A 23,373-nucleotide genomic window follows, 5' to 3' on the forward strand; every position below is an offset into this window, starting at 1 on the left:
CGGTCGAATGACGAAGGGCCTGCCATTACTGGCAGGCCCTTTCATGTGTAGCGCTGGCGAGGGTCAGGCGGCTGCTGCGCGATCCGGGGTGGTCGAGGTTTCGTCGAACCAGTCGGGCCATCCGGCGCGACGGTTCTGCTCGCGGGCTAGCTGGCGTTCTTCGGGGCTCGCCAGTTCGTTGTCCCAGCGCTTGAGCGCGGGCATGATCACCAGGTTGTGCCACAGCGGCGGAATCAGCGCCGAGAAGAAGCACACGAACACCGATGGCATGGGAATCCACTGGGTATCGGGCTTCAGTTCGTGGAAGGCCGCATAGCTGTTGGTGTGATGATCGGCGTGGTTTGTGATCTCGAAGCCGAGGATGCGCGAGAGCGGCTTCAAGTGGTTCCACACGTGGCGACGATGGATCGGCGTGCCCTCGATGCGGATCAGGCCGTAGTGCTGGAAGTAGTTGAAGCTCTCAACCCAGAACCGCGCACCCACCATGCCGGAAAGAACCACCGCATTGGCCGTCCAGCCGCCGATGGCATGAACCAGCGTCTGGAACAGCACTTGCGCCAGAATTGCCTTGTAGAGTCGGTGCCCGATGGACCAACGGCCCTTGCCCAGGCTCTCGAGATTGTCGCTTTCCGAGCGCCAGGCCTCAAGCGTGGAATGCACCACGGCCTTGGGCGTGAAAACGTACAATGGCACGCCGCGCGGCGCAGTGTCGCCATCCTTGGTCGTTGCCACGTGGATGTGATGGCCGACGACGTGGGCGATTTCGCGCGTGCTGTCGAGGTAGCAGATCTGGGCATAGCGCCCGATGAACCGGCGCCACTTGCCGCGCTGGTGGTAAAGCTCATGGGTGGCGGGCACCAGCGGGATCACGCTCAGCCAGGCGCATGACAGGATAGCGCCGGCATAGTCCCAGCCGCTGGCCTCGGGTGTGCGGGCTACCCAGTAGGCGGCGGCAAGGTAGATCACCGGGCCAAGCAGCGAGCACAGCCACGCCGGGATATCGGCCAGCGCGCGATGACGAATGCGGCGCACGGCAAAATCGTTTGGCAGCAAAGAGTCGATGATCCCGAAGGCAGGCAGCGATGCAATGCCGAGCCAGACCCAATGGCCGCCGACCGCAAAGCTGGCGATGACTGCCAGTTGCAGGGCGACACCCAGATAATACCGCGCGTAGTCCATGTTTCTCTCCCCCGCCTTTTCCGGCGGATCAATTTCACGTATTAATAATACGCAAAAAAAGAGATTCGTAAACAGGTAAATTGTTTCTCCATTTCCGCAACGACGGGGGCAGACAGCGCCGCAATGAAACGCTAAGCATTCGGCCATGAAGATGCGGGAGCTAGAAGCCAAAACCGGGGTTAACCGCGAAACCATTCGCGTCTATCTGCGCGAAGGCCTTGTGCCAGAGCCGAGCCGACCTGCGCGCAACGTCGCGGATTACGGCGAAGAGCATGTTCGGGCCATTCTCGCGGTACGCAAGCTGCAACGCGATTCAGCGATGACCCTGCCGCAGATCAAGCATGTCCTGAGCGGCGGCGTCGCAACGAGACCCGTGGGCGCAACGGCGTTCGGCCACCTTGAGGAACTGTTGGCGGCGCGCGTAGGCGTCCGGCAGAGCCTGGTCCCTGTCAGCACGCTGGCGAAGCAGAACCCGCATGCTGCCGATGATGCGCGCGCGCTCGACAAGATCGGGGTGATCTCGATCGAGAAGGGTCCGCGCGGGCCTTCGCTCAGCGTCACCGATGCGGGCCTGGTCAACATCTGGGGGCGCATGCGGCAGCATGGCTTTGATGAGGACCGCGGCTTTCCGCCCGAGATCCTCGGATATTACATCGAGGCCGCCGAATACGTGGCGGGCAAGGAAGCGCGCATCTTTCTCGATCAGGTCGAAGGACGGATCGAGGAGGATGAGGCCGCGGCGATGCTCGAGTTTGCATTGCCAGCTATGCTCGAATTTTTCGGCCTGATCCGCCTGAAAACCTTCTTGCGCAACATCGGCAAGGCCACACGCGGCGACGAGGTCAGGATCGTTCCCCCCGGCTCGGGACGGCAGGCCGAGGCCTAACGCAGGTCTGCCAGCTGCGCTGCGATCCATTCGTCCTCGATGGCCCGCGACACGTCGTCAGGGTCGGCCCAGAACCGTCGGACAGCAGCGCCCGAGACCAGCGCTGCCGCGGCCCGGACATCGCGCTGCGCACGCGCCGCATCCCACCCCAGTTCCACGAGCCGCTGTTCCCAAGCCTGATACACGGGCAGGCGCAGGCTTGCCACCATGGCGCGCACCGCCCTGAAGAGGTCTGCATCCTTCGATGCCTCGATGGTGATCCCCATCGCCACCCAGAACCGGTCGCTGAAGAAGAACGCATGGAATTCCGAAAGCATGGCCCGCAAAACGCCTTCGGCGTCGCCGGTGCTTTCGAGCCACCGGTGGCTGTCCTCGCGCGCCATGGTAAGAGTCTGCTCGATGGCAAGCAGGACGATGGAATTCTTGTCGGGGAAATGGTGCAGGACCGCGCCCTGCGAAACTCCGGCAGCGGCAGCAAGCGAGCGGATCGTCAGGCCCCGCACCCCGCTTTCGGCCACGATTCTGTAGGCCTCGACCGATAACCGGGCGCGCATGGCTTCCGTGCGCTCCGCCTGAGAACGTCGGCTCCGGGCCTTCGCGGACCCTGCCGAAGACCCTTCCGGCCCGCGGCGATGGCCGGGCTGGTCATCCTGCTGCTCGGGCATTGTCACGCGCCGACTGTCCTCCTGCTCTGAAAACGTATTGATGGCCAAGTCATGGTTCGTCTACCAGCCCTTGCACCGGAATGCCGCAGTTTCCCGGTTGGCCGCACACGTAGTCGCAAACCAGGCGACCTTGAACCCAGCGCCTACTTGTCAGGTTTGCTTCAGGAACGCACGCACGAGGCCCACGAAGCGATCGCGCTTCTCGATCTGGGTCCAGTGGCCGCAGTTGCCGAAGACGTGCAGTTCGCTGTCGGGAATGAGTTCGCTGAACCGGACGGACTGCGCCACGGGCACGATGACATCCTCGCGGCCATGCACGATCAGGGTCGGGTGCGGCAGGGCCTTGAGGTCCTCTTCGGCGGTCGCCAGTTCATCCAGCCAGCGCTGGCGTGGGGCAGGGAACAGGCTGGAAAAGGCCTCCTGCGCGCCGGGCCGGATGCTCGCCTCGTAGCGCGAACGGACGATCTCGTCCTTGACCAGCGAAGGGTCGAACGCAAACGTGGTCATGAGGTCTCGCATGGCCTCGAGCGAAGGCTGGTATCCCCAGACCTTTTCCAGACCTTCGGTGATCGGGAACGGCAGTCCGGCCGCGCCCATGAGCACGATCTTCCCGACGCGCCCGGGGTGTCTGACAGCGAGCGCGAGCGTCAGTGCGCCGCCATAGGAGTTGCCGATGAAATGGGCTCTGGCGATGCCCAGCGCATCCATGAAGCCGACCAGATGCGACACCCATCGCGACATGGAAAAGCCGCGAATGTCCGATGGGAAATCGGTGTAGCCAAAGCCCAGCGTATCGGGCGCAAAGCAGGCGAAGTCCTTGGCAAGATCGGGAATGACGCCGCGCCAGTTGGCATAGGCGGTGACGCCCGGTCCCGAACCGTGGATCAGGATCAGCGGTTCGCCGGACCCTGCGGCGATGTAGTTCGTCGCCACCCCTGCAACGCTGACGTTGCGCCCGATCTCGGGATTGTCTGTCACTCTTTTTCTCCCAGAATTCCGGTTGTCCAGCTGTTGCGCTGGTTCAGAGCATTGTCGTGCCGCCGTTCACACTGATCACTTGTCCGGTCACGAAGGCGGCCTCGGGTGAGGCGAAATAGGCGACCATCGAGGCCACTTCGTCCTCTGCGGCCGGACGCCCCATCGGGATGATGGCGCAGATCTTGTCGACGAGGTCGGGATTGGTCGCCCGCACTTCTTCAAGCTGGCTTGTCTGCACGGCGCAGGGTGCGACCGTGTTCACCGTGATGCCGCAGGTCGCGAACTCGCGGGCAAGGCCCGTGGTCATGCCGTGCATTCCGCCTTTTGCCGCGTTGTAGGCGGCGTGGTCGAACAGGCCGTTGCGAACCGAATCCGCGCCGATCATCACGATGCGGCCAAAGCCTGCGGCCTTCATGTGCGGGAGCACCAGCCATGAACACCAGATCGCGGTCCACAGGTTGCGGTCGATGGTGGCGCGCAGCGTCTCGGGCGTGTGGTCGAGGAACGGGCGCAGCACCCCGCCGCCTGCATTGTTCACCAGGACGTCGATCTTGCCGCGCCAAGCCATTGCCGCATCGACCAGCTTGCGCGCGGTTGCTTCCTCTGAGAGGTCGCCAGAGAACGGAAGGGTCCGCTCCTTGCCCAGCGCTTCGCAGGCTTGCGCCGCAGCCTCGGCGGAAAGATCGGCGACGACCACGCCGGCCCCGTCGCGGATCAGCCTGCGGGCTATGGCAAGGCCGATCCCGCGACCTGCTCCGGTGACGATGGCCACCTGTCCGTCCAGCGGCGGCGGTCGATCAACCATGCGCTGCCTCCGTCGCGCGAATGGGGAGAACCGGCTGCCCTTTGCCAAAGCGTGGATCGGGCCGGCTGCCCCAGATGTCCATGACTTCAGCCTTGTGCTCCAGCGCGCGCGGGAGGCGGGCGTCGTGTTCCTCGAACAGCTCCATGCCGAAGCTGAACTCGTTGGTGTTGCCGTCAGGATCGAGGAAATAGAGGAATATGCTGGTCGAGGGCAGGTGCCGACCCGGCCCGAACACGATCGGGATATCGGCCGCCTTGATGCGGTTCATCGCCACGCCGATGTCGTCGATATCGCTGACCATGAAGTTGATATGGTGCAACGTGCTGGCCGTATGCTGCAGCAAGGCGAGGCTGTGATGCAGCGGATTGGGCCAGCAGCGCAGCCACTCCGCCACGCCTTCGACGCGGTCGGAAACGGCAAAGCCCAGCGCATCGCACCAGAATTCGTGCGCGGCCTCGAGGTCGGGGACATTCAGGACGAGGTGGCCCAACCGGGCGATCTTGACCCCTTGCGGGACGTACGGTGAGGGTGCGCAAGCCTGCCCGACGTAGAGCGTGCAGCACAGCCCGCCGACCGGGTCGGTGAAGGCAAGGCCGCGTTCAACCTGGAGCGTCAGGCATTCGTCCGGGGAAAGCCAGCGTGCATCGCCTACAAGGTGCTCAAGCCGCGCGAAGGCGCGATCGAGGTCGCTTGCGCTTTCCATCTCGAAGCCGGCCCCGACAAGGCCCGGCTCGCCCTGCTTCAGCATGATGTCATAGGGCTTGTCGCTGCAGCGCAGCCAGACCTCGCCGCCCGTGTCGCGGCTGACGCCCAGCCCCATCACGTCGCGGTAGAACCGGGTCGTCGCCGCAAGGTCGGAGCATTGCAGGCGGCAATAGCCCAGGCGCGCAAAGCGGATCGGCGGGTGATCAGGATGTTCCATGCCCGAGTGGTCCTTCACAGGATGATGCTGATCCGCGCGTGGGGGCGCAGTGCTTCCATATCGAGTACGCAGGTCTTGCGACGGATGCGCAAAGCTCCCTCGATCTCGACGATGTCATGGAGATAGTGGCCGACGAATGCGTCGCTGGTGATGTCCTTGCTGCGCCAGACAACGAACGAGGAGCGCGCGCGGATAAGATCTCCGTCGCGCCACGAGCGGACGTTCGAGACCAGGTGCCGCACCTTCGAACGCGGATGCTCGCTGTGGGCGCCGACCTTGCCGAGCCGGATGACCCGCTCGCGCATGCGCACGCTGTCGTCGTTGATATAGAACAGCGACTGTTCGGGATCGGCGGTGTCGCCATCAACGTCGCTTGGCGGAACGAAGTAGCACGCGTCAGGTGTGTAGAGCGCCAGCCATTCGTCCAGCTTCCAGCGATCCAGCAGGTCCGCTTCGAGATAGAGCAGGTCTTCCACGCGAAGCCGCAGCAGTAGGGCATCGTCCAGTGTCCGGATGTCGTGCATGGTTAATCCTCCACCTTGGCAAGGCGACGGTCCCACTCCCGCCAGAAGCAGCGCATCTGCTCCTCGTCGTCGAACATCGGGCCGTCCGGGCGGTTCATCCCTTTGGAGATGTCGTTGAAAAGCGTCTCGCCCGCTGCCGCATAGCCCTGCTGGCACTTCTCGATGGCTTCGACGTCGTCGGGCGTGGCAAAGCCGCCGGGGCCGAGAAACTCGGTGAAGTTATAGAGCCGGTACTTGCGCAGCCACTCGTTCTCCTCGCGCGGGGCGAGGGCCCAGGCATTGACTTCCATGTAGTCAGGCGCGGTCGGGTAGAACGTCCGCACGGTGATCGCCATGATGTCGTTCACCACGAGATTGGGGAATATCACCATGTTCCGGTTGCGCGAGGCGATCCGCTCGGCCCTGTCCGGCCCGAGGCGGCGTTCCAGCGAGGCGCGGATCGCGGCGATCTCGGTTTTGCCTTCCTCGCCCCACAGCGGCACCCAGTTGGCAATCGGGCGGCCCCACGGTGCGCTGTATTCGACAACCGCATGGCCGTTGCCAAGATCGTGAGCGTCGCCCTTGAGCGGTGTGGCACCCAGCGCCCCGTTCGCGTTCTTGAGATAGTCGAGGTAGGTCGAATGGTTGCAGGCGGCGTGGTAGCCGTCGAAGCTGTTTTCGGACAGCAGCTTCCAGTTGCCGCGGATGGCATATTCCTGCGTGCCGCCGACGATCTGCATCCCGCTTTCGGAGTGTTCTGACACGAGTTTGAGGTAATCGCCCGCCTCAGCCAGATAGGTCGCGAGATCCTCGCCATCGGCTGCAAAACTGATGAAGAAAAAGTCGCCGAAACGCTCCATGCGCGGAACGTGGACCATCTGTTTCTGCGGATCGGTCTTGAACCCTTCGGGATAGCCAGACGCACCGGGCAGGCTCATCAGATGGCCGTCAGAGCCGAAGGTCCAGCCGTGATACATGCACATGAATGCGCGCGACTTGCCCTTGCGTTCGCGGCAGACGAGGGCCCCGCGGTGTGGGCAGGCATTGAACAGGGCGCGGTATTCGCCCTCCTTGTCGCGCGTGAACAGGATCGGACGGCGTGCAACCTTGCGGGTCAGGAACGCGCCGGGCTCGGCAAGCTCCGACGCATGGCCGAGATAGAGCCAGCAACGATCGAAGATTGCACGGTATTCCCGTTCGAACGTGTCCCGTTCGGTGAAGGCCCTGCGCGGTACGAGGAATCGATTCGCCCCTGCATCCTCGATGATCCGCGGAAAATCCGCCATTTCAGATCCCCTTGTTGCCAGTCATTTACAAACCGTGCGCTTGCTATGTAAAAGGATGTGTCGGTGTGTCAACAGGTTTACAAGATCGCTTGAGCAGGAGATGATGGGGCATGGAGCAGAGCGAAGCCGAAACCATTGTCCGACGCGCGGCAGCGGCGCTGGACCGGGCGGGGCTGGTGCATGCCTATGGGCATTGCAGCGCGCGGATCGATGAGGAGACTTTCGTGGTGTCCGCTCCCCATTCGCTCAGGGTCGCAGCAACGATGCCGGGCACGCTCTGCCCCGTTCAAGGGCCTTTGCCACAAGGGGTTCTGGGCGAAGTGCACGTCCACCAGCAGATCTATGCGCGTCGTCCCAAGATCGCAGGCATCTGCCGGGTCATGCCACCGGTGGTGATGGCGCTGTCGACGCGCTCGCTCGTCCCGCTGCCAAGGCATGGCATCGGAGCCTACTTCGATCATGTGCCGCTATGGGATGATCCACGGCTCCTGCGCGACGATGCGTCGGCTCCGGCAGTAGCCGAGGCGATGGGAGATGCGCCTGCTATCGTCCTGCGCGGCAACGGAGCGGTCGTCGCGGCCGAAAGCCTGCCCAAGGCGGTGACGCTGGCCTGGTTCCTCGAGGACGCTGCGCGGATCGAGCGGGACGTGCGCCAGCTTGGCGGCGATCCGATGCAGGGCGTCCTTGCGCCAGAGGAGATTCGCGACCGGCAGGTCTGGAGCGGCGGCGTGGTCGAACGGATGTGGGACTACCTCGGCGGCTGATAGCCTCAGCCGCCGGGTCTGGCCTTCAGGCCGTCACAGCGATCGGCCGACAAGGTCGCGCATGATCTCGCTCGTACCCCCATAGATCCGCCTTACGCGGGCGTCGCGCCAGATGCGGGCAATCGGATACTCATTCATGTATCCCGCCCCGCCATGAAGCTGCAGCGCGGCATCGCACGCCAGCCATTGCATTTCGGTATGCCAGTACTTCGATGCCGCCGCCTCGTCAGCAGTCAGCTCGCCCCGCACGTGGCGCGCGATTGCCCAGTCGAGATGGGCCCAGCCGACCTGCAGCTTGGCCTTGATGTCGGCCAGGGTGAAGCGGGTGTTCTGGAAGTCGATGACCTTCTTGCCGAACGCCGTGCGATCGCGGGTGAACGCAACCGCTTCATCGAAAGCCCGCTGCGTCGCTGCCTGAGCGGTGATCGAGATCGACAGGCGCTCCTGCGGCAGGTCGCTGACGAGGTAGATGAAGCCGCGATTGACCTCGCCGATCACGTTGCTTGCCGGAACCCGCACGTCGTTGAAGAACAGTTCGGACGTATCGGCCATCCACTGGCCGACCTTGTCGAGATTGCGCCCGCGCTGAAAGCCGGGGCGGTCGGCTTCGACCAGGATCAGCGATGTGCCCTTGGCGCCGAGTTCGGGTTCGGTCTTGCAGACGGTCAGGATGATGTCGGCGTTCTGGCCGTTGGTGATGTAGGTCTTCGATCCGTTGATGACGAAGTCGTCCCCGTCTCGGCGCGCGCTGGTGCGCACGCCCTGCAGGTCTGAACCGGCACCGGGCTCGGTCATGGCGATGGCGGCGATGACCTCGCCGGTCAGCAGCTTGGGCAGCCAGCGTTTCTTCAGTCCGTCGCTCGCATAGCGCACCAGGTAGGGCATCGTGATGTCGCTTTGCAGCGTCAGGCTGTCGGCCATCATCGCGTAGGTGAATTCCTCGTTGAGGATCGCGTTGAAGGTGAAATCGAGGCCTGGTCCGCCGTAGGCTTCGGGCATCGTCGGGCAGAGCAGGCCTGCCTCACCCGCAAGACGCCAGAAGTCGCGGCTGACGACTCCGGCGTCCTCGAAGGCGGTAATGCGCGGACTAAACTCACGGGCGATAAACTTGCGCACCATATCGCGAAATGCGCGGTGTTCCTCGCCAAAGAGCAGGCTTCCATCCCGTTCCAGCACGATACCTTGCCTTCCTCACAATAAATTGCGTATATTAACAACGCAAAAATCTGTTACACCGAGTCGCGCATACAATGCACTCCGGGAATAATGTAAAGTGGTAAACTAGATTTCCAAAGGGAGAGGAGGCGGGAAATGACACTGACGGAGGCGCTTTTGCGCGATGGGATCGACGTATCCGAAGGCGGGCTCTGGGCGCGCAATGCGTGGAGACCGCTGTTCGGACGGCTTCGTGATGAAGATCCGGTGAACTTTTGCCGCAACAGCTTGTTCGGACCCTACTGGTCGATCACCCGCTACGACGACATCGTTACGGTCGAAAGCGATCCCGCAACCTTTTCCTCTTCATGGGAACATGGCGGGATCGTCATCTTCGACATGCAGGATACCGGGGTGCAGCTGCGCATGTTCATCGCGATGGACGACCCCGAACACTCCGAAAAGCGAAAGGCCATCGCGCCGGCCGTTGCACCGAGCGAGATTGCGAAGCTCGCCGGGCCGTTGCGGGGGCGGACTGCCGCAATCCTGGATGCGCTGCCGGTCGGGCAACCCTTTGACTGGGTCCACTCTGTCTCGATCCCGCTGACCACCGCCATGATCGCCACGCTGTTCGACTTCCCATGGGAAGAGCGCGACAAGTTGCCGGAATGGTCCGATTGGGCGGCGCGGATCGATATCGGTCCCGACCCGGTGCTCAATGCCGAGCGTGAACGCCACGTCTTCGCCATGGCCGCCCGCTTCCGCGAACTCTACGACGAGAGGCGTGCGCTGCCGCCCAAGCCGGACCTCCTGTCAATGATGGCCCATTCGTCGTCTTACGGCGAGATGGACGAACAGCGCTTCATCGGCGCGATCGCGCTGCTGCTCGTCGGCGGGAACGACACGACGCGCAATTCGATGTCGGGGCTGATCGAGCAGATCAACGCGTTTCCGGATGCCTGGGCGGCGGTCAAGGCAGATGTCCGTGGCCTCGCCTCTGGCGCCGCCACGGAGACGATCCGCCTGCAGACGCCTATTGCCCACATGCGCCGGACTGCCACGCGCTACGCGGAATTCGGCGGCAAGACCATCCGCAAGGGCGACAAGGTCGTGCTGTGGTACAATTCCGGCAATCGCGACGAAGCGATCTTCCCTGATGCCGACCGCTGGGACCCGCGCCGGGAGAACTCGCGGCGTCATCTCTCGTTCGGCTACGGTATCCATCGCTGCCTCGGTGCTCGCCTTGCCGAACTGCAACTCGTCACCCTGATCGAGGAGATGGCCGCACGGGACATGGAAGTCACGCTCGTGGGCGACCCTCTCCGCTTGCCGTCCTGCTTTACCAATGGCTACGAGCAGATGATGGTGACCGTGCAGCGAAAGGAGGCGGCCCATGGCTGAACCCTACCGTCGCTATCGCTGCATGAACTGTTCGCATGTCTATGACGAGGCCGAGGGCGATCCGGCCAGCGGCCTGGCACCCGGCACGCGTTGGGAGGATGTGCCCGAAGAGTGGATATGTCCCGAATGCGGCTCGGAAAAACAGGATTACACCCTGATCGATTGGTGACCAATCGACCGGGACTTGCCTGCCTCACAATGCTTCGATATTGGTAAATCACTTTACTACGGAGCAAAGCGACATGAAAGCCCTGGTCTGCGTGAACCCGTTTGACAAGGCCTTGGTGCTGGAACTGCCGGGCAAGCTCGCATGAGTGCGCGAGTCACCGGCCTGGCCGGGTTCCCTGCGGTGACGCTCGGGACCATGGCCATCCCTGCCGAAGACACCGTCGCTGCGGTTCACCGGGCCATCGCGCTGGGCTATCGCTCGTTCGATACCGCGCCGATCTACGGCAACGAGGTGGAAGTCGGCGAAGCGATCCGGACCGCGCCGATCGACCGTAGCGAGCTCTTCGTCACCACCAAGCTGTGGAACTCCTGCCACGGTCATGACGAAGCATTGGCAGCATTCGAGCGCACGATGCAGCGAATGAAGCTCGATGTGCTTGACCTCTACCTGATCCACTGGCCGGTCCCGGCGCGGGATCGCTTCGTGGAAACATGGAAGGCTTTGGTGCGCCTGCGAGACGAGGGCCGCATCCGCGCCATCGGCGTCTCCAACTTCCTGCCCGAGCATCTCGAACGCATCATGGGGGAAACCGGCGTTGCCCCCGCCGTCAACCAGATCGAGCTGCATCCCTCGTTCCAGCAGGCAGACTTGCGCGACTTTCACCGCCGAAGTGGCATAGCCACGCAGGCATGGAGCCCGCTCGGACACGGCGGCGATCTGGCGGACCCGGTTGTTACCGGGATCGCCGATGCGCATGGCCGTGCCCCCGCTCAGGTGATCCTGCGCTGGCTGGCGCAGCTTGGCGTCCTGCCCGTCGTCAAGGCAAGCTGCGTCGCGCACATGGCGCAAAACCTCGCACTCGATGATTTCGTCCTGACCAACCGGGACATGGCCGCGATGGGCGGGCTGGACCGGGGCGAGAGCTGCTTCGGCGTTGACCCGCGCACCTTCGTTGCCCCGGAAGGCATGGAGGACTACTGCCCCTGAGGGCGCAGATTAAGATCGTCGCCGCGAATTTCCAGTCTCGCTGCGATAAGTGCTTCAAGCCCCGGGAAAACGGAGACAGCCGCGCTGCGATCCCTGGCCAGCCGCCCGACCGCGGCGGTCAGCGCGTCATATTCCGAAGCACGCCCAGCGGCGAGGTCGCGCTGCAGCGAGGTTGTCGCGTCTGGCGGAAAGCTCGCCACGAAGGCCAGCGCCCGGGCAATGTGCCCGTCATCGAGCGCGATGCCGCGATGGCGGGCGAGTGCGACGATTTCGGCCATGGCCTCGCGCAGCATCGCTTCGCCCTGCGCCGTGGCGAGGACCTGGCCTGCGGGCGTGGCCAGTGCCGCGCCCACGCTGCCAAGGCTCGCTGCCAGCAGGAACTTCTCCCACAGCGCGAGGGTGATGTCCGCAGACACGTCCACCGCAATGCCGCTGTCGGCCAGCACAGCCACCACGGCCTGCTCGGCCTCCCCGTTGCCCTGCGGCGAGCCGAGCATGATCGAGGGGGGAACCCCGACATGCCGCACCACATCGCCGCTCATCTCGAAGAAGCCATGCATCCGGCCCGCCACGATGGCCGCATCGGGCAGCAACCGCGCGGCAACCTCGTGCGCCTCCACCCCGTTCTGCAGTGTGAGCACCACGGCACCGGGCTGCAACGCAGCGCGTACATCGTGCAGCGCCGTGTCCAGACCGTTCGCCTTCACGCAGCAGATCGCCATGCCGATCGCACCGTCACCGAGTTCGCTTGCGGCGCAGCTCGGCACGGGGACGTCCCGCATGCTGCCGTTGCTCTCGATCCGCAGCGGCCCCGCCTGAAGCGCTGCCAGCCTGCGCCCGCGCGCGACCAGCACGACGTCGCGCCCCGTCTGCGCCAAGGTGGCAGCAATCGCGCTGCCGATGGCTCCTGCTCCGATGACTGCAATCCGCATGGGATCAGCCTTGCGCGATTTCCTTCTGTCTTGCCAGATCGAGGGCGATGTCGACGATCATGTCTTCCTGCCCCCCGACCATCTTGCGCCGACCCACTTCGGCAAGGATCGAGCGGGTGTCGAGGCCGTGATCGGCAGCAGCCTTCTCGGCATGGCGCAGGAAGCTCGAATAGACCCCTGCATAGCCCAGCGTCAGTGTCTCGCGGTCCACGCGCACCGGGCGGTCCTGCAATGGACGCACGAGATCTTCGGCTGCATCCATCAGCGCGTAGAGATCGCAGCCGTGGTTCCAGCCCATGCGGTCTGCCGCAGCAATGAACACCTCAAGCGGGGCATTGCCCGCGCCCGCGCCCATCCCGGCAAGGCTCGCATCGACCCGCAACGCGCCGTTCTCGACCGCGACGATTGAGTTGGCCACACCGAGCGACAGGTTGTGATGCGCATGCACCCCGCGCTGGGTCTCGGGCTTGAGCACGCGATCATAGGCGCGAAGCCGCGCGGCATAGTCGGCCATATTCATCGCGCCGCCGCTGTCCGTCACATAGACGCAATGCGCGCCATAGCTTTCCATCAGCAGGGCTTGGCTCGCCTGAGCTTCCGGGTTGGTCATGTGGCTCATCATCAGGAAGCCCGAGACATCCATGCCGAGATTGCGCGCAGCCTCGATGTGCTGCTTCGAATCGTCGGCCTCGGTGCAATGCGTCGCGATGCGGACCGATTTGACGCCCATTTCGGCGGCATGCTTCAGATCGTGTACCGTGCCGATGCCCGGCAGCAGCAGCGTGGTAAGGACGGCATGCTCCAGCGCTTCGGCCACCGCGCCGATCCAGTCCCAGTCAGTATAGGCGCCAAAGCCGTAGTTGAAGCTCGACCCCTGCAGCCCATCGCCATGGGCGACTTCGATGGCATCGACTTTGGCCAGATCGAGGGCCTTCGCGATCTTCTTGACATGATCGAGGCCATACTGATGGCGGATCGCGTGCATGCCATCGCGCAGCGTCACGTCCTGAATGTACAGCTTCTGCGTGGTCGGATCGAAAGTCATGCCGCCATCCTCATCGCAATCTTCTCGGCAGTCTTCATCGCCGCCGATGTCATGATGTCGAGATTGCCGGCGTAGGCTGGCAGGTAGTGCGCCGCGCCTTCCACTTCGAGGAAGACCGAAACCTTGAGCCCGGTGAACGAGTTCTGCCCGGTCTCGGCCATTTCGGGAATGCGCAGGGGCTGGTTGCCGCCGATCCTCTCGAACTGCACCGCCTGCTTGAGCCGGTAGCCCGGCACATAGCTCTGCACTTGCGCCACCATGTCGTGGATCGACTGGCGGATCGCCTCGCGGTCGCCGTCCTCGCACAGGCAATAGACCGTATCGCGCATGATCAGCGGCGGTTCGGCAGGGTTGAGGATGATGATCGCCTTGCCGCGCGTCGCGCCGCCCACATGGCGGATCGCTTCGCTGGTCGTCTCGGTGAACTCGTCGATATTGGCGCGGGTGCCCGGGCCTGCACTCTTGGAGCTGATCGAGGCGACGATCTCGCCGTAGTGGACCTTGGCCACCCGGTTCACGGCGGCGACGATGGGGATCGTCGCCTGCCCGCCGCAGGTGACCATGTTGACGTTGGGCGCATCGAGGTTGGCATCGCCGTTGACCGGCGGGATCGTGTAGGGTCCGATGGCCGCAGGCGTGAGGTCGATCATGCGCTTGCCCGCCGCCAGCACCAGCGCGCTGTTGCGCTCGTGCGCACCTGCGCTGGTCGCGTCGAAGACAATGCCGATGTCGGCAAACTCGGGCATGGCGAGCAGCCCGTCGATGCCCTCGTGCGTCGTCGCCACGCCCATCCGCTGCGCGCGGGCCAGCCCGTCAGAGGCGGGGTCGATGCCCACCATCACGCCCATTTCGAGCGTTTCGGACAGGCTCATGACCTTGATCATCAGGTCGGTGCCGATATTGCCCGAGCCGATGAGGGCAACCTTGGTCTTGCTCATCTCAGGCGTCTCCATAAGTGAAGCTGCATTCGCCAATGCCGGCGATCTTTGCGGTAATCGTGACGCCCGGCCGAAGCGCGACCATGGGGCCGAGCGCACCTGCCAGCAGCACGTCCCCGGCCTTGAGCGGCTCTCCCCGCGCCGCCAGCGTCTGGGCCAGCCACGCAGCCGCGTTGAGCGGATTGCCGAGCGCTGCGGCACCGACCCCGGTCGAGACGACCTCGCCATCGAAGGTCATCTCCATGCCTGCGCCTTTCAGATCCAGCCCGTCCACCGGCAGACCCTGATCGGCCAGCACGAAGAAGGCAGACGAGCCGTTGTCGGCCACGGTATCGGCAAAGGTGATCTTCCAGTCGGCAATCCGGCTGTCGACGATCTCGATCGCGGCATGAACGCTGGCCACCGCAGCGGCGACCTGATCGGGCGTGGTATCCGGCGAGGGCAGGTCCTGCGCCAGCACGAAGGCAATCTCCGCCTCGGCCTTGGGCTGAAGGCATCGCGCCGGATCGAGCGCGCCGCCATCGGCTACGCGCATGTCCGCGAACAGCACCCCGAAATCGGGCTGATCCACGCCGAGTTGCGCCTGCACCGCCTTGGCCGTGAGCCCCGCCTTGCGACCAACGATGCGGCGTCCCTGCGCTTCCCAGAAGCGGGTGTTGATCTCTTGCACGGCATAGGCACCTGCGGCATCGGTCGGCTCCAGCCCGTCGCGAAGCGGTGCCACCGCACAACTGGAATTAGCATCGCGCAGGCGCTCGGCGAGAGCTTCTTGGCTGGGTTGTTGCATCGGTCGGTTCCTCCTGCTCGCACCGGGATCTAACGGCGGTGCAGGCTTGGAACCAGATCGGGCCCAGTCTATAGTCTCACCATATGAGACAAAAATTGCCACCTGCAGGCGGCACACCAACCATCGCTTCGCTCGGCCGAACACTCGTCCTGCTCGAAGCCATCCTCGGCGACCGGGAAGGCCGCAGCGTTGCCGCGATTGCGGACGACGTCGGCCTGCCCAAAGCCACCGCGCATCGCCAGGTGGCGACGCTGCTGAAGGAATGCTACCTCCGACGCCTCCAAAACCGGCGGCTCGTTGCAGGGCCTCGTCTGATGGCGCTGGTCGAAGCGGTAGACCAGAAACAGGTTCTGATCGCGGCTGCAGCGCCCGTGCTCCACCGACTGGCGCACAAGCTACGGTGCGTGGCGCAGCTTGGAACTCTCGATAACGACATGGTCACATACCGCATCAAGACTGGGCGCGGGGCTGGCGATTTCTTTACCCGGGTGGGGCTTCAACTCGAGGCCTATTGTACCGGCATCGGCAAGGTGCTCCTGGCGCACCTTCAGCCTGAAGTTCGTGAAGCCTATCTCGCGACCGGACCGTTCCCTGCCTTGACACAACGCACGATAACCGACCCAGCGGAACTCCGAACCGAACTCGCAAATGTGGTGGCCAAGGGCTACGCTGTCGACAATGAAGAAATTGCGGATGGCTTGCTCTGTTACGCCGTGCCCATCCGGACGGCACAGGGTGGAGTAGTCGCAGCGATATCCGTGTCGCTGCCTGTTGGCGCCGGCCATCAGGATCATGCGGATCCAGTGATCCTCGATGCGCTTAGGAATGCGGCAAGGGAGATCGAGGCCAACGCTGCCTAGGGAATCCGGCTGGCTCATTTCCTCGTTTCGCGGCTAGCCATAGTGTGAAACCGGTGGGGCCTGCAGTCACGTTTCTGTTTCCAAACCACTGATTCCACTCGACTGTCAGCGCTGCATTTGCCTATGTCCGCTGCAGCGAATCTGCGCTTGCGTCAGCAGTTTCGCATACCCGGCCATAGGCGATGGTCCGGGCTCCGGCTGGTGGGAGCCGAGAAGCGGCTCCTGCGAGACAGGGAGCCCGAGATGGCAAGAAGACTAAAGCAAGGGACAGCCGAGCAGAAAGCGCCAAATTGCGACGCGTCGCCACCCGCTGAAGTAGCGGCTGACTGCAAGCCCAAGTCCAAACGCGAGGTCATCCAAGGTCGATCGCCTGACACGCTCGCTGTTCGACTTTGCCAAGCTGGTCGAGACCTTCGACCGCTGCGGCACGAGCTTTGTCTCGATCACCCAGTCGTTCAACACCACCAACTCGATGGGACGGCTGACGCTAAACATGCTGCTGTCCTTCGCCCAGTTTGAGCGCGAGGTGACGGCCGAGCGCATCCGCGACAAGCTCGCTGCCTCCAAGGCCAAGGGCATGTGGATGGGCGGCATCCCGCCGCTGGGCTACCGGCCCTCGGGCCGCACGCTGGTGGTGGTCGAGGAGCATGCCGAACTCGTGCGCGAGATCTTCACGCGCTACCGCACCCTTGGCAACGTACGCCTTGTGACCGAGGCCTTGCGCAGCGAAGGGATCATCAGCCCCAGGCGCAAGACCGCCTCGGGGCGCAGCCATGGCGGCACGTTCCTGTCGCGGGGACAGGTCTATGCAATCTTGCGCAACCCGATCTACATCGGCTGCACAACGCTTCCCATTGCGTTGTTGCTCTAAATAAGAATGCTGGTTTTAATAAATTGCTTGCGGGCTCGATCTGCGCTTTGATGAGGGCCTCGACAAGCGGCCGCTGCATGCACCTGGTATCGGGTTCGGCGGCCCAGGCAAACATTGAGAGACGCGGTGACAGCAAAAACAATATGGGCTGGTTTGGTGGGCGCGGCCATGTTGATCTGTGGTGCCACCACAGCGATAGCGCAACCAGCTTGGCGCGAAGCGTTTCAATCCAGCCCTGCAACGTACGAGAAGCCGTCAGATGTGTTTCTGGAATTTGCCAGGCAGCATTGGCACCTGCCGCCAGAAGCGCTGCTGGCTGAGCTGACGCCCCAGCCTGTCACTGGAACGGTTCGTTATCAGGTAACCTTGATGGCTGACGGGTCACGCATCCGGCTCCGGCTGTCGAACCAGGAAGGGAATGCGCCGCTCCGTCTGACGGCCGTCACCGTTGGCCTTGCGCAAGGTCCATTCATCGTGAAACCGGGGTCACTCCACTCCGTTACTTTCAGCGGCGGTTCGCATGGCGTGACGATCCCGACTGCTGCACTTGTGATCAGCGATCCCGTCGACCTGCCGGTCGAGTTCGGAACCCAGTTGGTCGTGAGTGCGGCCCTTGCCTCGCCCATGATGAATGAAGGGCGCGGCGGCAGCGGATTTCTGCTCGCGCCCGGGGACCAGACCCGTGATCTGGCAATCGCTCGGAGCAGCCCGCTGAAGGGGCGCTCGCTCGTGTCGGGAGTGAGTGTTCTGAGCGGCTCGCCACCGCATGTCATTGTCACCTTCGGGGATTCGATCACTGACGGCAATCGCGTAGATCCCCGCGCTCCGCATGGCTGGCCTGAGCGACTGGCCCAGCGGCTTAAGGGGCGAACACGCGGCGGACGCTACAATGTGGTCAACGCCGGGATCGCGGGCAACCGGTTGCTGGCGCCGGGCTGGGGCGCAGCAGGCCTTGCCAGGCTCGACCGCGATGCCCTGCGCATCGAGGGCATCTCGCACCTGATACTCCTCGAAGGCATCAACGACATCAGCTTCTCGGGGCAGAGCCTGTTCGGTACGAACCCTGACTTGTCCGCCGATGAGCTGATCGCGGGCTACCGGCAGGTCATTGCCCGGGCCCATGAGCGAGGCGTAAAGGTCTACATCGCAACCCTGACCCCCAACCCGGCGAGCGAGTTGAACACCGCTGCCAAGGTCAGTCTGAGAGAGTCCGTGAATCACTGGATCAGGAACTCAGGCGAGCCCGACGCCGTGATCGATTTTGAAGCGATGGTGCGGGATCCAGAGAATGCCGACGCGTTCAAGGCCGCGTTCGACTCCGGCGACCACCTTCATCCCAGTGATGCCGGCTACGCCAGAATGGGAGACGGGATCGACCTGTCATTGTTCCCTTAGCCACCCGACCTGACCAGTCCGGGGATTTAGCTGTGTTCCAAGTGGGCCCAACAGGACATGAGTCGAATGGGGTGGTTGTTTGACCTGATTCCGACGTCTGTCCAATCAGGGCGACTGCTGTCTGGGATGTGGCATCGAACATCGCCGTTTCGCCGTCGGCTGCCGACTTCTAGGGCGTGGGCACCTTCTGCAAGAAAGTTGGCCATCTAACTGCAATCTGTTCCATCTCTGGTGGGGGAACAAACGTCAGAATTGTGGTTTTGAAAGCGGGGCGCGCAGGAACGAGGGCACGATGGTCCAAAACACTCCCGGTTTCCGAGGCGCCGATGCCGATTGGCCCCCTCTTGACAGCCAGCGCCCCGCACAAACGCGGGAGCCTAGCGTATCGGCCACCGCCATTGAGGCCCACCTCACCCGTTGCGGGGTCAAATCCACATGTTGCGGCCGTAACCCGCAGCCTCACGTGAATGCGCTAGGCATCATCCGAAAATCTGGAGACGTCGGTGGTATCGTGCGGGCCACGCATTTGACGAAGACGCAGCGTCACAGCGCTGGAGCCCCCGCGCAGTTGGTTTTCTCTCGTTTTGCTCGACACGTGACCGGCAATGGTGGTCCTTACGGTGCATGCCGCGGCCCTTGGGCCGGTGCGGCCTGATGGAAAGCCTGCCCTTGGAAGCGATCGAGGCCCGCGAGGCGGTCAAGCGCGGCAAGAGGATCGGAAAGGCCGCCGCGCACGAAAATTTCCAGATCGAGCTGGTGCACCACAACGCCGACGTCTGGATCGTGATGCGAGGCGGTGACAGTGGCGGGATAGCTCTGCGCGCGCCGCTGTTCACCGCGTCAGCTTCGGTTACCCGGAAGCGTCCAAAGGACTGCCTGATCGCCTGGGAAGCGCGTAGCGAGATCGGCCGATTTACAGGCGAGCTGACTGGTGAGAAAACCGGCCTGGCGCAATTTGCCTACCGTGTCCGCTTCACCCCGGCCGAGACGGTCCACCTACCCTACTTCCCGCATGACCTTATCCCCTTTGACAAAGACGGGGATCCGCTGGGCACGCGCGGTACACTCGAGGCCAGGCAGCGCAAGCTGAACACAGGGCTATGCTATCTGGAACTGGAACGCCCCAAGCTCGGAAAACTGCTTTATGTCCAGAACCTTACCGCGCTGAATCCCTATTTCCTCGCAACCGGCACCACGCCTGAAAGCGTCGTTGGCGGCGAGTGGCCGGTCCTCGGCTATCTTGCGCCCACTCAGCCGGGTAACCCTTCGGCGGCCATTCCGGCTGGCCTGCAAACGGTGTTGTACGACACGCACCTCGTTTTCCGCCGCAAGGCTGAAGAGGATGAGACCGAGAGCGCTTGGCAGTTCCTGGATATGCTGGGCGCAATTTACCGCAACCTCGACAAGCCCCGGACAATGCGGCGGCCGTGGATCGAACGCACCAAGCGCACTTTGCGGGATCTTGCCCGCTCCCCCAAGGCGCGCGGGCGGCATTTTGGCGAAGTCTATTTCCACCCCTACACGTCGGCCGAATATCCGGATTCCATGGTCCAGCTCACACTGGCCTCGGCTATTCGGGATTGGGGATCTGGGAAGGGAAGGTCCACCCCCTTGGTGCCGAAATTCGGCGCGGCATGGAGAATTTCTACGACCCGAAATTGAAGACTTTGCGGCGCTATCTCTCCGATGTTGGACCTGACAAGAACGCGGATGCGGTCGATAGTTGGTACCTTTACCATCCGCTCCTCAATCTCAGCAATCTAGCCTTGGCAGGGGACGAGGAAGCCAAGGACCTTTTCCTGCGCACGATCGATTATGGCATCCGCGCGGCGCAGCATTTCAAGTACAAGTGGCCAGTCCAGTACGATGTGACTGACTTCTCAGTCATTACCCGGGTCGCACCTGCTGACAACCTCGGCCAGACCGATGTCGGAGGCATTTATGCTTGGGTCATGCTCCAGGCCTTCGAACTGACCGGCGAAGTCCGCTTTCTCGACGAAGCGCGCAACGCCCTGGAGACCGCGCGGGGCATGCGCTTCGATCTCAACTATCAGGCCAACCTAACAGCTTGGGGGGCAGCTGCTTGCATCCGGCTTTGGCGCATCACGAACCGCAAGACCTACCTAGCTCTGAGCTACGTCTACCTCGCCAGCTTCTTTCACAACGCACAGATTTGGGAGAGTGAAATCGGCCTGGCACAGCACTACTCCAACTTTATGGCTGTCACCTGCCTGCAGGATGCGCCCTACATGGCCCTCTACGAATGCTTCGACAGCTATGCCGCTTTCGAACGGTATCTGGACCTTGGGGGACCGGACCTGATTCCTTCTGCGAAGATGCTGGTGTCCGAGTACTGCCGCTACGCTCTGCATCGCGCCTGGTTTTACTATCCTGATGCGTTGCCAAAAGAGGCGATCGCTACCCAACAGCGCAACGGCGAGATAGACCGCGCCTTGTCTTTCCCAGTGGAGGATCTCTATCCCGACGGGCAGCCTGCCGGCCAGGTGGGGCAAGAGATCTATGGCGCCGGGGCTGCCATGGTCTTCGCGACCCGCTCCTACCACCGCGTTCCCGGCGCGCCTTTCGTGATCTTCTGCGATTATTTCCTGCGCGCCGTCACCCGCATCGATGATCGCACGCTAAGCCTCAAGATCGACGGCGAAGACAATCACGTCGCAAGGTTCGCCTTGGTACGCACGGGCCGCGCGGCGTTGCCCGAGGTCATTGTGCGCAAGCTCTCGGGCGAGGTCATTCCAGCCTTCACCGCGACCCCGGACGAACTGTGCTATGACGTACCCCCCTATACAGGTCTGGTTCTGTCATGGTCAGGATGACCGGCACAGAAGCCACGAGCCGGCTTGCTTGTCTTGAGCATCACCGTTGCCTGGCCCGCCGACCCGACGTCATAGGGTCCGGCTTCTTGGGCGACTGCCAACCCGCGGGTCTGACCGGCTTTGGCGTATTGGTGCCAATGCCCATTGCCCCTGACTTTTGACGGGACAGCCCCGCCGTGTCAGCGCGGGCGGCTTCCGTCGGGCTGGCCCCGCCGCGTATAAGGTTGATCTGGTCACGGAGTCGCCGCGCTTCTTCAAAGTCCTGGGCCTCGGCCGCAGCCGCCATACGGCGTGCCAGTTCGGTGATGTCGGTCTTCATCGCCATCAATCTTCGATCCGGTAATGGATCGGCTTGAAACTGCCGCCGTTGGACGCCCCGGCAGAACATGCGGTCAGCCCAACGATAAGGTCGGTCAATGCGGCAAGCCGGATATAGTCGCCGGCGCGGCTCGTCGGTGGCAGCACTGCGATCTGTCCCGTTTCACCGTCCACCGGCACGTTCATGAAGATATTGAATGCCACCGGGATGGCATCGGGTTCAATCCCGTAGGGGGCGAGCGCCTCGGCCAGGTTGCCGAAGCAGCCCCGGTGTACCGGTTCGTCGGGATAGAAATGGCGAAAGGTCGCTTCGCTGCACGGCGTCAGCAGGAAATCGTGCTGTCCGACAGTATCCTCTATGATCTCGAGCAAGGGATTCGACCGGTTGGACCAGATACGGTTCCCCGTGGTGAGCCTGATCGTTTCCTCATAATCGAACGTGCGCCCGGCCGAGATCACTTCCCGCACATCGGCTTGAGCAAACGCAAGCATATCGCTCACCTGAACGCCGCGAGGGTCGATAACGCGCAGTATTTCGCCTTTGCGCAGCACGAACGCGGTCCCGGACCGTGGCGCTATTTCCTGAACGCTCACGCGGCCGGATCGCGCTTGTCGCGGAAAGGGCACCGCCATTCCTGGTCGACCAGCCGCCCACTGTACTGCGCTGCTTCGCTTGCAGATCCATGCCTGGCGAGCATCGGGTTGATGCTCCCGGCAAGCGCGACGTCGCGCTCAAGAATGCGTTCGCGCATCTTTTCATAACGGCCTTCGCTTCGCAGGCGTTCGAATTGGTCATGAAGGTTGAACACAAGTGTAGGGCGAGCAAACCTGCGTGCCGGGCGCGAGGCGTTGGGATGAAGGCCAACCACGAAGAATGCTTCGCCGCCGAAACTGAGCGAGAAGTGCGGGTCGGATGGATCGGCGCTGACGCGGTGATCGTAGGGTTGCCCCAGCCATGCGTCCTTGTCGGCAAAGGATTGAATACGCTCCCACATCAGCGCCTCGAATTGCGCTTCATCGAGATCGCCCGGACCGTCAAACGACACGGCAAGGCTGCGCAGGCCCTCTGGCTCCGAGCGGTATTGCGCAGCCCAGTCCATCAGTTCGCGATGGATGATCAGATCGTCCCAACCACTTGCAAGGCTGCGGCAGGTCAGCACCTTGAGCGTGCCGCGTGCCATTGCCGATTTGGCACCGACACAAGGAAACTCCGGTGCAGAGATGGTTTTGAACAGGGCTTCTTCCGCATAGCTAAGGTCTTGGGTCGTTACGTTCATAAGGGGCTTTCTCCGGCCCGTTAAAACGGCGATAATGCGCGCAGGTTCCTGCCGCAATTCTCCCGACCCTCAGCTGATCGAGCACCAATGAGCAGAGGCTCTGTCCGAAGTAGCATATGTAAACCACGTGCCGTGGCAGACTGCCGGGCCAAGGTCGTATTTGAAGAGCAACAATAGCTGTTCGAGTGGTCAGCCAAACGCGAAGATCGGGTTTCCGCAATCTTCGGGCTGTCGAGCACCCGTATCGGAACAAGGTATTCTGGTCGGCCGGTGCGTTTCGATTGCAGTCACTTCGCGGCAATCGCCTTCATTTCGGACGTTCAAGGCTCAAGGTGAAGCAGTCAGAACTTGCCATACGTTCATCGAATGGTGGATCGGGCTGAAGGGCTTGATCTGGTCTGGGACAAAACTGCCGT

26 protein-coding genes are annotated in these 23,373 nt (G+C 63.0%); 10 read left to right on the forward strand and 16 right to left on the reverse strand.

The annotated features are described in order from the left end of the window. Nucleotides 1–63 precede the first annotated feature (63 nt). Nucleotides 64–1,179: an alkane 1-monooxygenase gene (locus ACZ1JW_RS09350; protein ID WP_465140360.1), complete on the reverse strand. Its 1,116-nt coding sequence runs from the start codon at nt 1,177–1,179 to the stop codon at nt 64–66. A 145-nt stretch (nt 1,180–1,324) separates the two neighbouring features. Between ACZ1JW_RS09350 and ACZ1JW_RS09355 the strand changes: the two genes are divergently transcribed. Continuing rightward, on the forward strand, nt 1,325–2,065 hold the full coding sequence (locus ACZ1JW_RS09355; protein WP_465123820.1) for a MerR family transcriptional regulator: 741 nt from the start codon (nt 1,325–1,327) through the stop codon (nt 2,063–2,065). On the opposite strand, the gene ACZ1JW_RS09360 is transcribed toward ACZ1JW_RS09355, so the two are convergent. The 6 genes from ACZ1JW_RS09360 to ACZ1JW_RS09385 form a co-directional block, all read right to left on the reverse strand. After that, on the reverse strand, nt 2,062–2,730 hold the full coding sequence (locus tag ACZ1JW_RS09360) for a TetR/AcrR family transcriptional regulator (RefSeq protein WP_465126408.1): 669 nt from the start codon (nt 2,728–2,730) through the stop codon (nt 2,062–2,064). The two genes, ACZ1JW_RS09355 and ACZ1JW_RS09360, sit on opposite strands and share 4 nt — an antisense overlap. Nucleotides 2,731–2,880: 150 nt before the next feature. Beyond that, nucleotides 2,881–3,708: an alpha/beta fold hydrolase gene (locus ACZ1JW_RS09365; RefSeq protein ID WP_465140361.1), complete on the reverse strand. Its 828-nt coding sequence runs from the start codon at nt 3,706–3,708 to the stop codon at nt 2,881–2,883. Between the two features lie 43 nt (nt 3,709–3,751). After that, nucleotides 3,752–4,513 (reverse strand): SDR family NAD(P)-dependent oxidoreductase, encoded by a 762-nt coding sequence (locus ACZ1JW_RS09370; RefSeq protein WP_465140362.1) that lies wholly within the window; start codon nt 4,511–4,513, stop codon nt 3,752–3,754. Continuing rightward, entirely contained in the window at nt 4,506–5,435 is a 930-nt protein-coding gene (locus ACZ1JW_RS09375) for a VOC family protein (RefSeq protein ID WP_465140363.1), read from the reverse strand. Before ACZ1JW_RS09375 ends, ACZ1JW_RS09370 begins: the two co-directional genes overlap by 8 nt. A 14-nt stretch (nt 5,436–5,449) precedes the next feature. Then, entirely contained in the window at nt 5,450–5,959 is a 510-nt protein-coding gene (locus ACZ1JW_RS09380) for an aromatic-ring-hydroxylating dioxygenase subunit beta (protein ID WP_465140364.1), read from the reverse strand. Nucleotides 5,960–5,961: 2 nt separating this feature from the next. Continuing rightward, the gene (locus ACZ1JW_RS09385) at nt 5,962–7,224 is read right to left on the reverse strand and encodes an aromatic ring-hydroxylating oxygenase subunit alpha (RefSeq protein WP_465140365.1); all 1,263 of its coding nucleotides are present in this window, start codon (nt 7,222–7,224) and stop codon (nt 5,962–5,964) included. A 110-nt stretch (nt 7,225–7,334) separates the two neighbouring features. Between ACZ1JW_RS09385 and ACZ1JW_RS09390 the strand changes: the two genes are divergently transcribed. Then, on the forward strand, nt 7,335–7,988 hold the full coding sequence (locus ACZ1JW_RS09390; protein WP_465140366.1) for a class II aldolase/adducin family protein: 654 nt from the start codon (nt 7,335–7,337) through the stop codon (nt 7,986–7,988). A gap of 33 nt (nt 7,989–8,021) precedes the next feature. Here ACZ1JW_RS09390 and ACZ1JW_RS09395 read toward each other — a convergent pair whose 3' ends face one another. Next, complete coding sequence (locus tag ACZ1JW_RS09395; protein ID WP_465140367.1) at nt 8,022–9,164, reverse strand: acyl-CoA dehydrogenase family protein; 1,143 nt, start codon at nt 9,162–9,164, stop codon at nt 8,022–8,024. Between the two features lie 135 nt (nt 9,165–9,299). Here ACZ1JW_RS09395 and ACZ1JW_RS09400 point away from each other — a divergent pair, with 135 nt between their 5' ends. From ACZ1JW_RS09400 to ACZ1JW_RS09410, 3 genes are all read left to right on the forward strand, one after another. After that, a complete protein-coding gene (locus ACZ1JW_RS09400; protein WP_465140368.1) occupies nt 9,300–10,544 on the forward strand; it encodes a cytochrome P450 in 1,245 nt (414 codons plus the stop codon). Continuing rightward, the gene (locus ACZ1JW_RS09405) at nt 10,537–10,713 is read left to right on the forward strand and encodes a rubredoxin (RefSeq protein WP_465140369.1); all 177 of its coding nucleotides are present in this window, start codon (nt 10,537–10,539) and stop codon (nt 10,711–10,713) included. Before ACZ1JW_RS09400 ends, ACZ1JW_RS09405 begins: the two co-directional genes overlap by 8 nt. Before the next feature lie 141 nt (nt 10,714–10,854). Then, nucleotides 10,855–11,700, forward strand: coding sequence for an aldo/keto reductase (locus tag ACZ1JW_RS09410; RefSeq protein ID WP_465140370.1), 846 nt, complete (start codon nt 10,855–10,857; stop codon nt 11,698–11,700). Here ACZ1JW_RS09410 and ACZ1JW_RS09415 read toward each other — a convergent pair. From ACZ1JW_RS09415 to ACZ1JW_RS09430, 4 genes are read right to left on the reverse strand one after another with little or no spacing between them, the layout of a single operon-like run. After that, nucleotides 11,688–12,632 (reverse strand): ketopantoate reductase family protein, encoded by a 945-nt coding sequence (locus ACZ1JW_RS09415; protein WP_465140371.1) that lies wholly within the window; start codon nt 12,630–12,632, stop codon nt 11,688–11,690. The genes ACZ1JW_RS09410 and ACZ1JW_RS09415 overlap by 13 nt on opposite strands. Before the next feature lie 4 nt (nt 12,633–12,636). After that, a complete protein-coding gene (gene dmpG, locus ACZ1JW_RS09420; RefSeq protein ID WP_465140372.1) occupies nt 12,637–13,677 on the reverse strand; it encodes a 4-hydroxy-2-oxovalerate aldolase in 1,041 nt (346 codons plus the stop codon). After that, nucleotides 13,674–14,615, reverse strand: a complete 942-nt coding sequence (locus tag ACZ1JW_RS09425) for an acetaldehyde dehydrogenase (acetylating) (RefSeq protein ID WP_465140373.1) — start codon at nt 14,613–14,615, stop codon at nt 13,674–13,676. Before ACZ1JW_RS09425 ends, dmpG begins: the two co-directional genes overlap by 4 nt. A gap of 1 nt (nt 14,616) precedes the next feature. Next, on the reverse strand, nt 14,617–15,402 hold the full coding sequence (locus tag ACZ1JW_RS09430) for a 2-keto-4-pentenoate hydratase (RefSeq protein ID WP_465140374.1): 786 nt from the start codon (nt 15,400–15,402) through the stop codon (nt 14,617–14,619). A gap of 95 nt (nt 15,403–15,497) precedes the next feature. On the opposite strand from ACZ1JW_RS09430, the gene ACZ1JW_RS09435 reads away from it, so the two are divergent. Next, the gene (locus ACZ1JW_RS09435) at nt 15,498–16,262 is read left to right on the forward strand and encodes an IclR family transcriptional regulator (RefSeq protein WP_465140375.1); all 765 of its coding nucleotides are present in this window, start codon (nt 15,498–15,500) and stop codon (nt 16,260–16,262) included. A 255-nt stretch (nt 16,263–16,517) separates the two neighbouring features. On the opposite strand, the gene ACZ1JW_RS09440 is transcribed toward ACZ1JW_RS09435, so the two are convergent. Further along, complete coding sequence (locus ACZ1JW_RS09440; protein WP_465123804.1) at nt 16,518–16,757, reverse strand: hypothetical protein; 240 nt, start codon at nt 16,755–16,757, stop codon at nt 16,518–16,520. Here ACZ1JW_RS09440 and ACZ1JW_RS09445 point away from each other — a divergent pair. The 4 genes from ACZ1JW_RS09445 (at nt 16,663) to ACZ1JW_RS09460 (ending at nt 21,362) form a co-directional block, all read left to right on the forward strand. Beyond that, nucleotides 16,663–17,133: a recombinase family protein gene (locus tag ACZ1JW_RS09445; RefSeq protein WP_465142754.1), complete on the forward strand. Its 471-nt coding sequence runs from the start codon at nt 16,663–16,665 to the stop codon at nt 17,131–17,133. The genes ACZ1JW_RS09440 and ACZ1JW_RS09445 overlap by 95 nt on opposite strands. 114 nt (nt 17,134–17,247) lie before the next feature. Further along, on the forward strand, nt 17,248–18,528 hold the full coding sequence (locus ACZ1JW_RS09450) for an SGNH/GDSL hydrolase family protein (RefSeq protein ID WP_465140376.1): 1,281 nt from the start codon (nt 17,248–17,250) through the stop codon (nt 18,526–18,528). A gap of 654 nt (nt 18,529–19,182) precedes the next feature. Further along, nucleotides 19,183–20,190, forward strand: a complete 1,008-nt coding sequence (locus tag ACZ1JW_RS09455; RefSeq protein ID WP_465140377.1) for a hypothetical protein — start codon at nt 19,183–19,185, stop codon at nt 20,188–20,190. Then, nucleotides 20,163–21,362: a hypothetical protein gene (locus ACZ1JW_RS09460; protein WP_465140378.1), complete on the forward strand. Its 1,200-nt coding sequence runs from the start codon at nt 20,163–20,165 to the stop codon at nt 21,360–21,362. The genes ACZ1JW_RS09455 and ACZ1JW_RS09460 overlap by 28 nt, the downstream gene beginning before the upstream one ends. Before the next feature lie 40 nt (nt 21,363–21,402). Here ACZ1JW_RS09460 and ACZ1JW_RS09465 read toward each other — a convergent pair whose 3' ends face one another. The 3 genes from ACZ1JW_RS09465 to gntA are packed head-to-tail and all read right to left on the reverse strand — an operon-like array spanning nt 21,403 to nt 22,957. After that, complete coding sequence (locus tag ACZ1JW_RS09465) at nt 21,403–21,687, reverse strand: UvrB/UvrC motif-containing protein (protein WP_465123801.1); 285 nt, start codon at nt 21,685–21,687, stop codon at nt 21,403–21,405. Further along, entirely contained in the window at nt 21,687–22,313 is a 627-nt protein-coding gene (locus ACZ1JW_RS09470) for a DUF1989 domain-containing protein (protein WP_465140379.1), read from the reverse strand. Before ACZ1JW_RS09470 ends, ACZ1JW_RS09465 begins: the two co-directional genes overlap by 1 nt. Then, entirely contained in the window at nt 22,271–22,957 is a 687-nt protein-coding gene (gene gntA, locus ACZ1JW_RS09475) for a guanitoxin biosynthesis heme-dependent pre-guanitoxin N-hydroxylase GntA (RefSeq protein ID WP_465142755.1), read from the reverse strand. The genes ACZ1JW_RS09470 and gntA overlap by 43 nt, the downstream gene beginning before the upstream one ends. Between the last annotated feature and the right edge of the window lie 416 nt (nt 22,958–23,373).

It is taken from the genome of Novosphingobium sp. BL-A-28-Hi1-0D (assembly GCF_055521755.1).

Coding starts and splice junctions, on each gene's coding strand:
- ACZ1JW_RS09440 (WP_465123804.1), bottom strand. CDS start 16,757: ATGTTTAGCGTCAGCCGTCCCATCGAGTTGGTGGTGTTGAACGACTGG.
- ACZ1JW_RS09400 (WP_465140368.1), top strand. CDS start 9,300: ATGACACTGACGGAGGCGCTTTTGCGCGATGGGATCGACGTATCCGAA.
- ACZ1JW_RS09455 (WP_465140377.1), top strand. CDS start 19,183: ATGGAAAGCCTGCCCTTGGAAGCGATCGAGGCCCGCGAGGCGGTCAAG.
- ACZ1JW_RS09410 (WP_465140370.1), top strand. CDS start 10,855: ATGAGTGCGCGAGTCACCGGCCTGGCCGGGTTCCCTGCGGTGACGCTC.
- ACZ1JW_RS09430 (WP_465140374.1), bottom strand. CDS start 15,402: ATGCAACAACCCAGCCAAGAAGCTCTCGCCGAGCGCCTGCGCGATGCT.
- ACZ1JW_RS09460 (WP_465140378.1), top strand. CDS start 20,163: ATGGAGAATTTCTACGACCCGAAATTGAAGACTTTGCGGCGCTATCTC.
- ACZ1JW_RS09385 (WP_465140365.1), bottom strand. CDS start 7,224: ATGGCGGATTTTCCGCGGATCATCGAGGATGCAGGGGCGAATCGATTC.
- ACZ1JW_RS09375 (WP_465140363.1), bottom strand. CDS start 5,435: ATGGAACATCCTGATCACCCGCCGATCCGCTTTGCGCGCCTGGGCTAT.
- ACZ1JW_RS09425 (WP_465140373.1), bottom strand. CDS start 14,615: ATGAGCAAGACCAAGGTTGCCCTCATCGGCTCGGGCAATATCGGCACC.
- ACZ1JW_RS09370 (WP_465140362.1), bottom strand. CDS start 4,513: ATGGTTGATCGACCGCCGCCGCTGGACGGACAGGTGGCCATCGTCACC.
- ACZ1JW_RS09470 (WP_465140379.1), bottom strand. CDS start 22,313: ATGGCGGTGCCCTTTCCGCGACAAGCGCGATCCGGCCGCGTGAGCGTT.
- ACZ1JW_RS09405 (WP_465140369.1), top strand. CDS start 10,537: ATGGCTGAACCCTACCGTCGCTATCGCTGCATGAACTGTTCGCATGTC.
- ACZ1JW_RS09390 (WP_465140366.1), top strand. CDS start 7,335: ATGGAGCAGAGCGAAGCCGAAACCATTGTCCGACGCGCGGCAGCGGCG.
- ACZ1JW_RS09415 (WP_465140371.1), bottom strand. CDS start 12,632: ATGCGGATTGCAGTCATCGGAGCAGGAGCCATCGGCAGCGCGATTGCT.
- ACZ1JW_RS09350 (WP_465140360.1), bottom strand. CDS start 1,179: ATGGACTACGCGCGGTATTATCTGGGTGTCGCCCTGCAACTGGCAGTC.
- ACZ1JW_RS09465 (WP_465123801.1), bottom strand. CDS start 21,687: ATGGCGATGAAGACCGACATCACCGAACTGGCACGCCGTATGGCGGCT.
- gntA (WP_465142755.1), bottom strand. CDS start 22,957: ATGAACGTAACGACCCAAGACCTTAGCTATGCGGAAGAAGCCCTGTTC.
- ACZ1JW_RS09355 (WP_465123820.1), top strand. CDS start 1,325: ATGAAGATGCGGGAGCTAGAAGCCAAAACCGGGGTTAACCGCGAAACC.
- dmpG (WP_465140372.1), bottom strand. CDS start 13,677: ATGACTTTCGATCCGACCACGCAGAAGCTGTACATTCAGGACGTGACG.
- ACZ1JW_RS09380 (WP_465140364.1), bottom strand. CDS start 5,959: ATGCACGACATCCGGACACTGGACGATGCCCTACTGCTGCGGCTTCGC.
- ACZ1JW_RS09360 (WP_465126408.1), bottom strand. CDS start 2,730: ATGCCCGAGCAGCAGGATGACCAGCCCGGCCATCGCCGCGGGCCGGAA.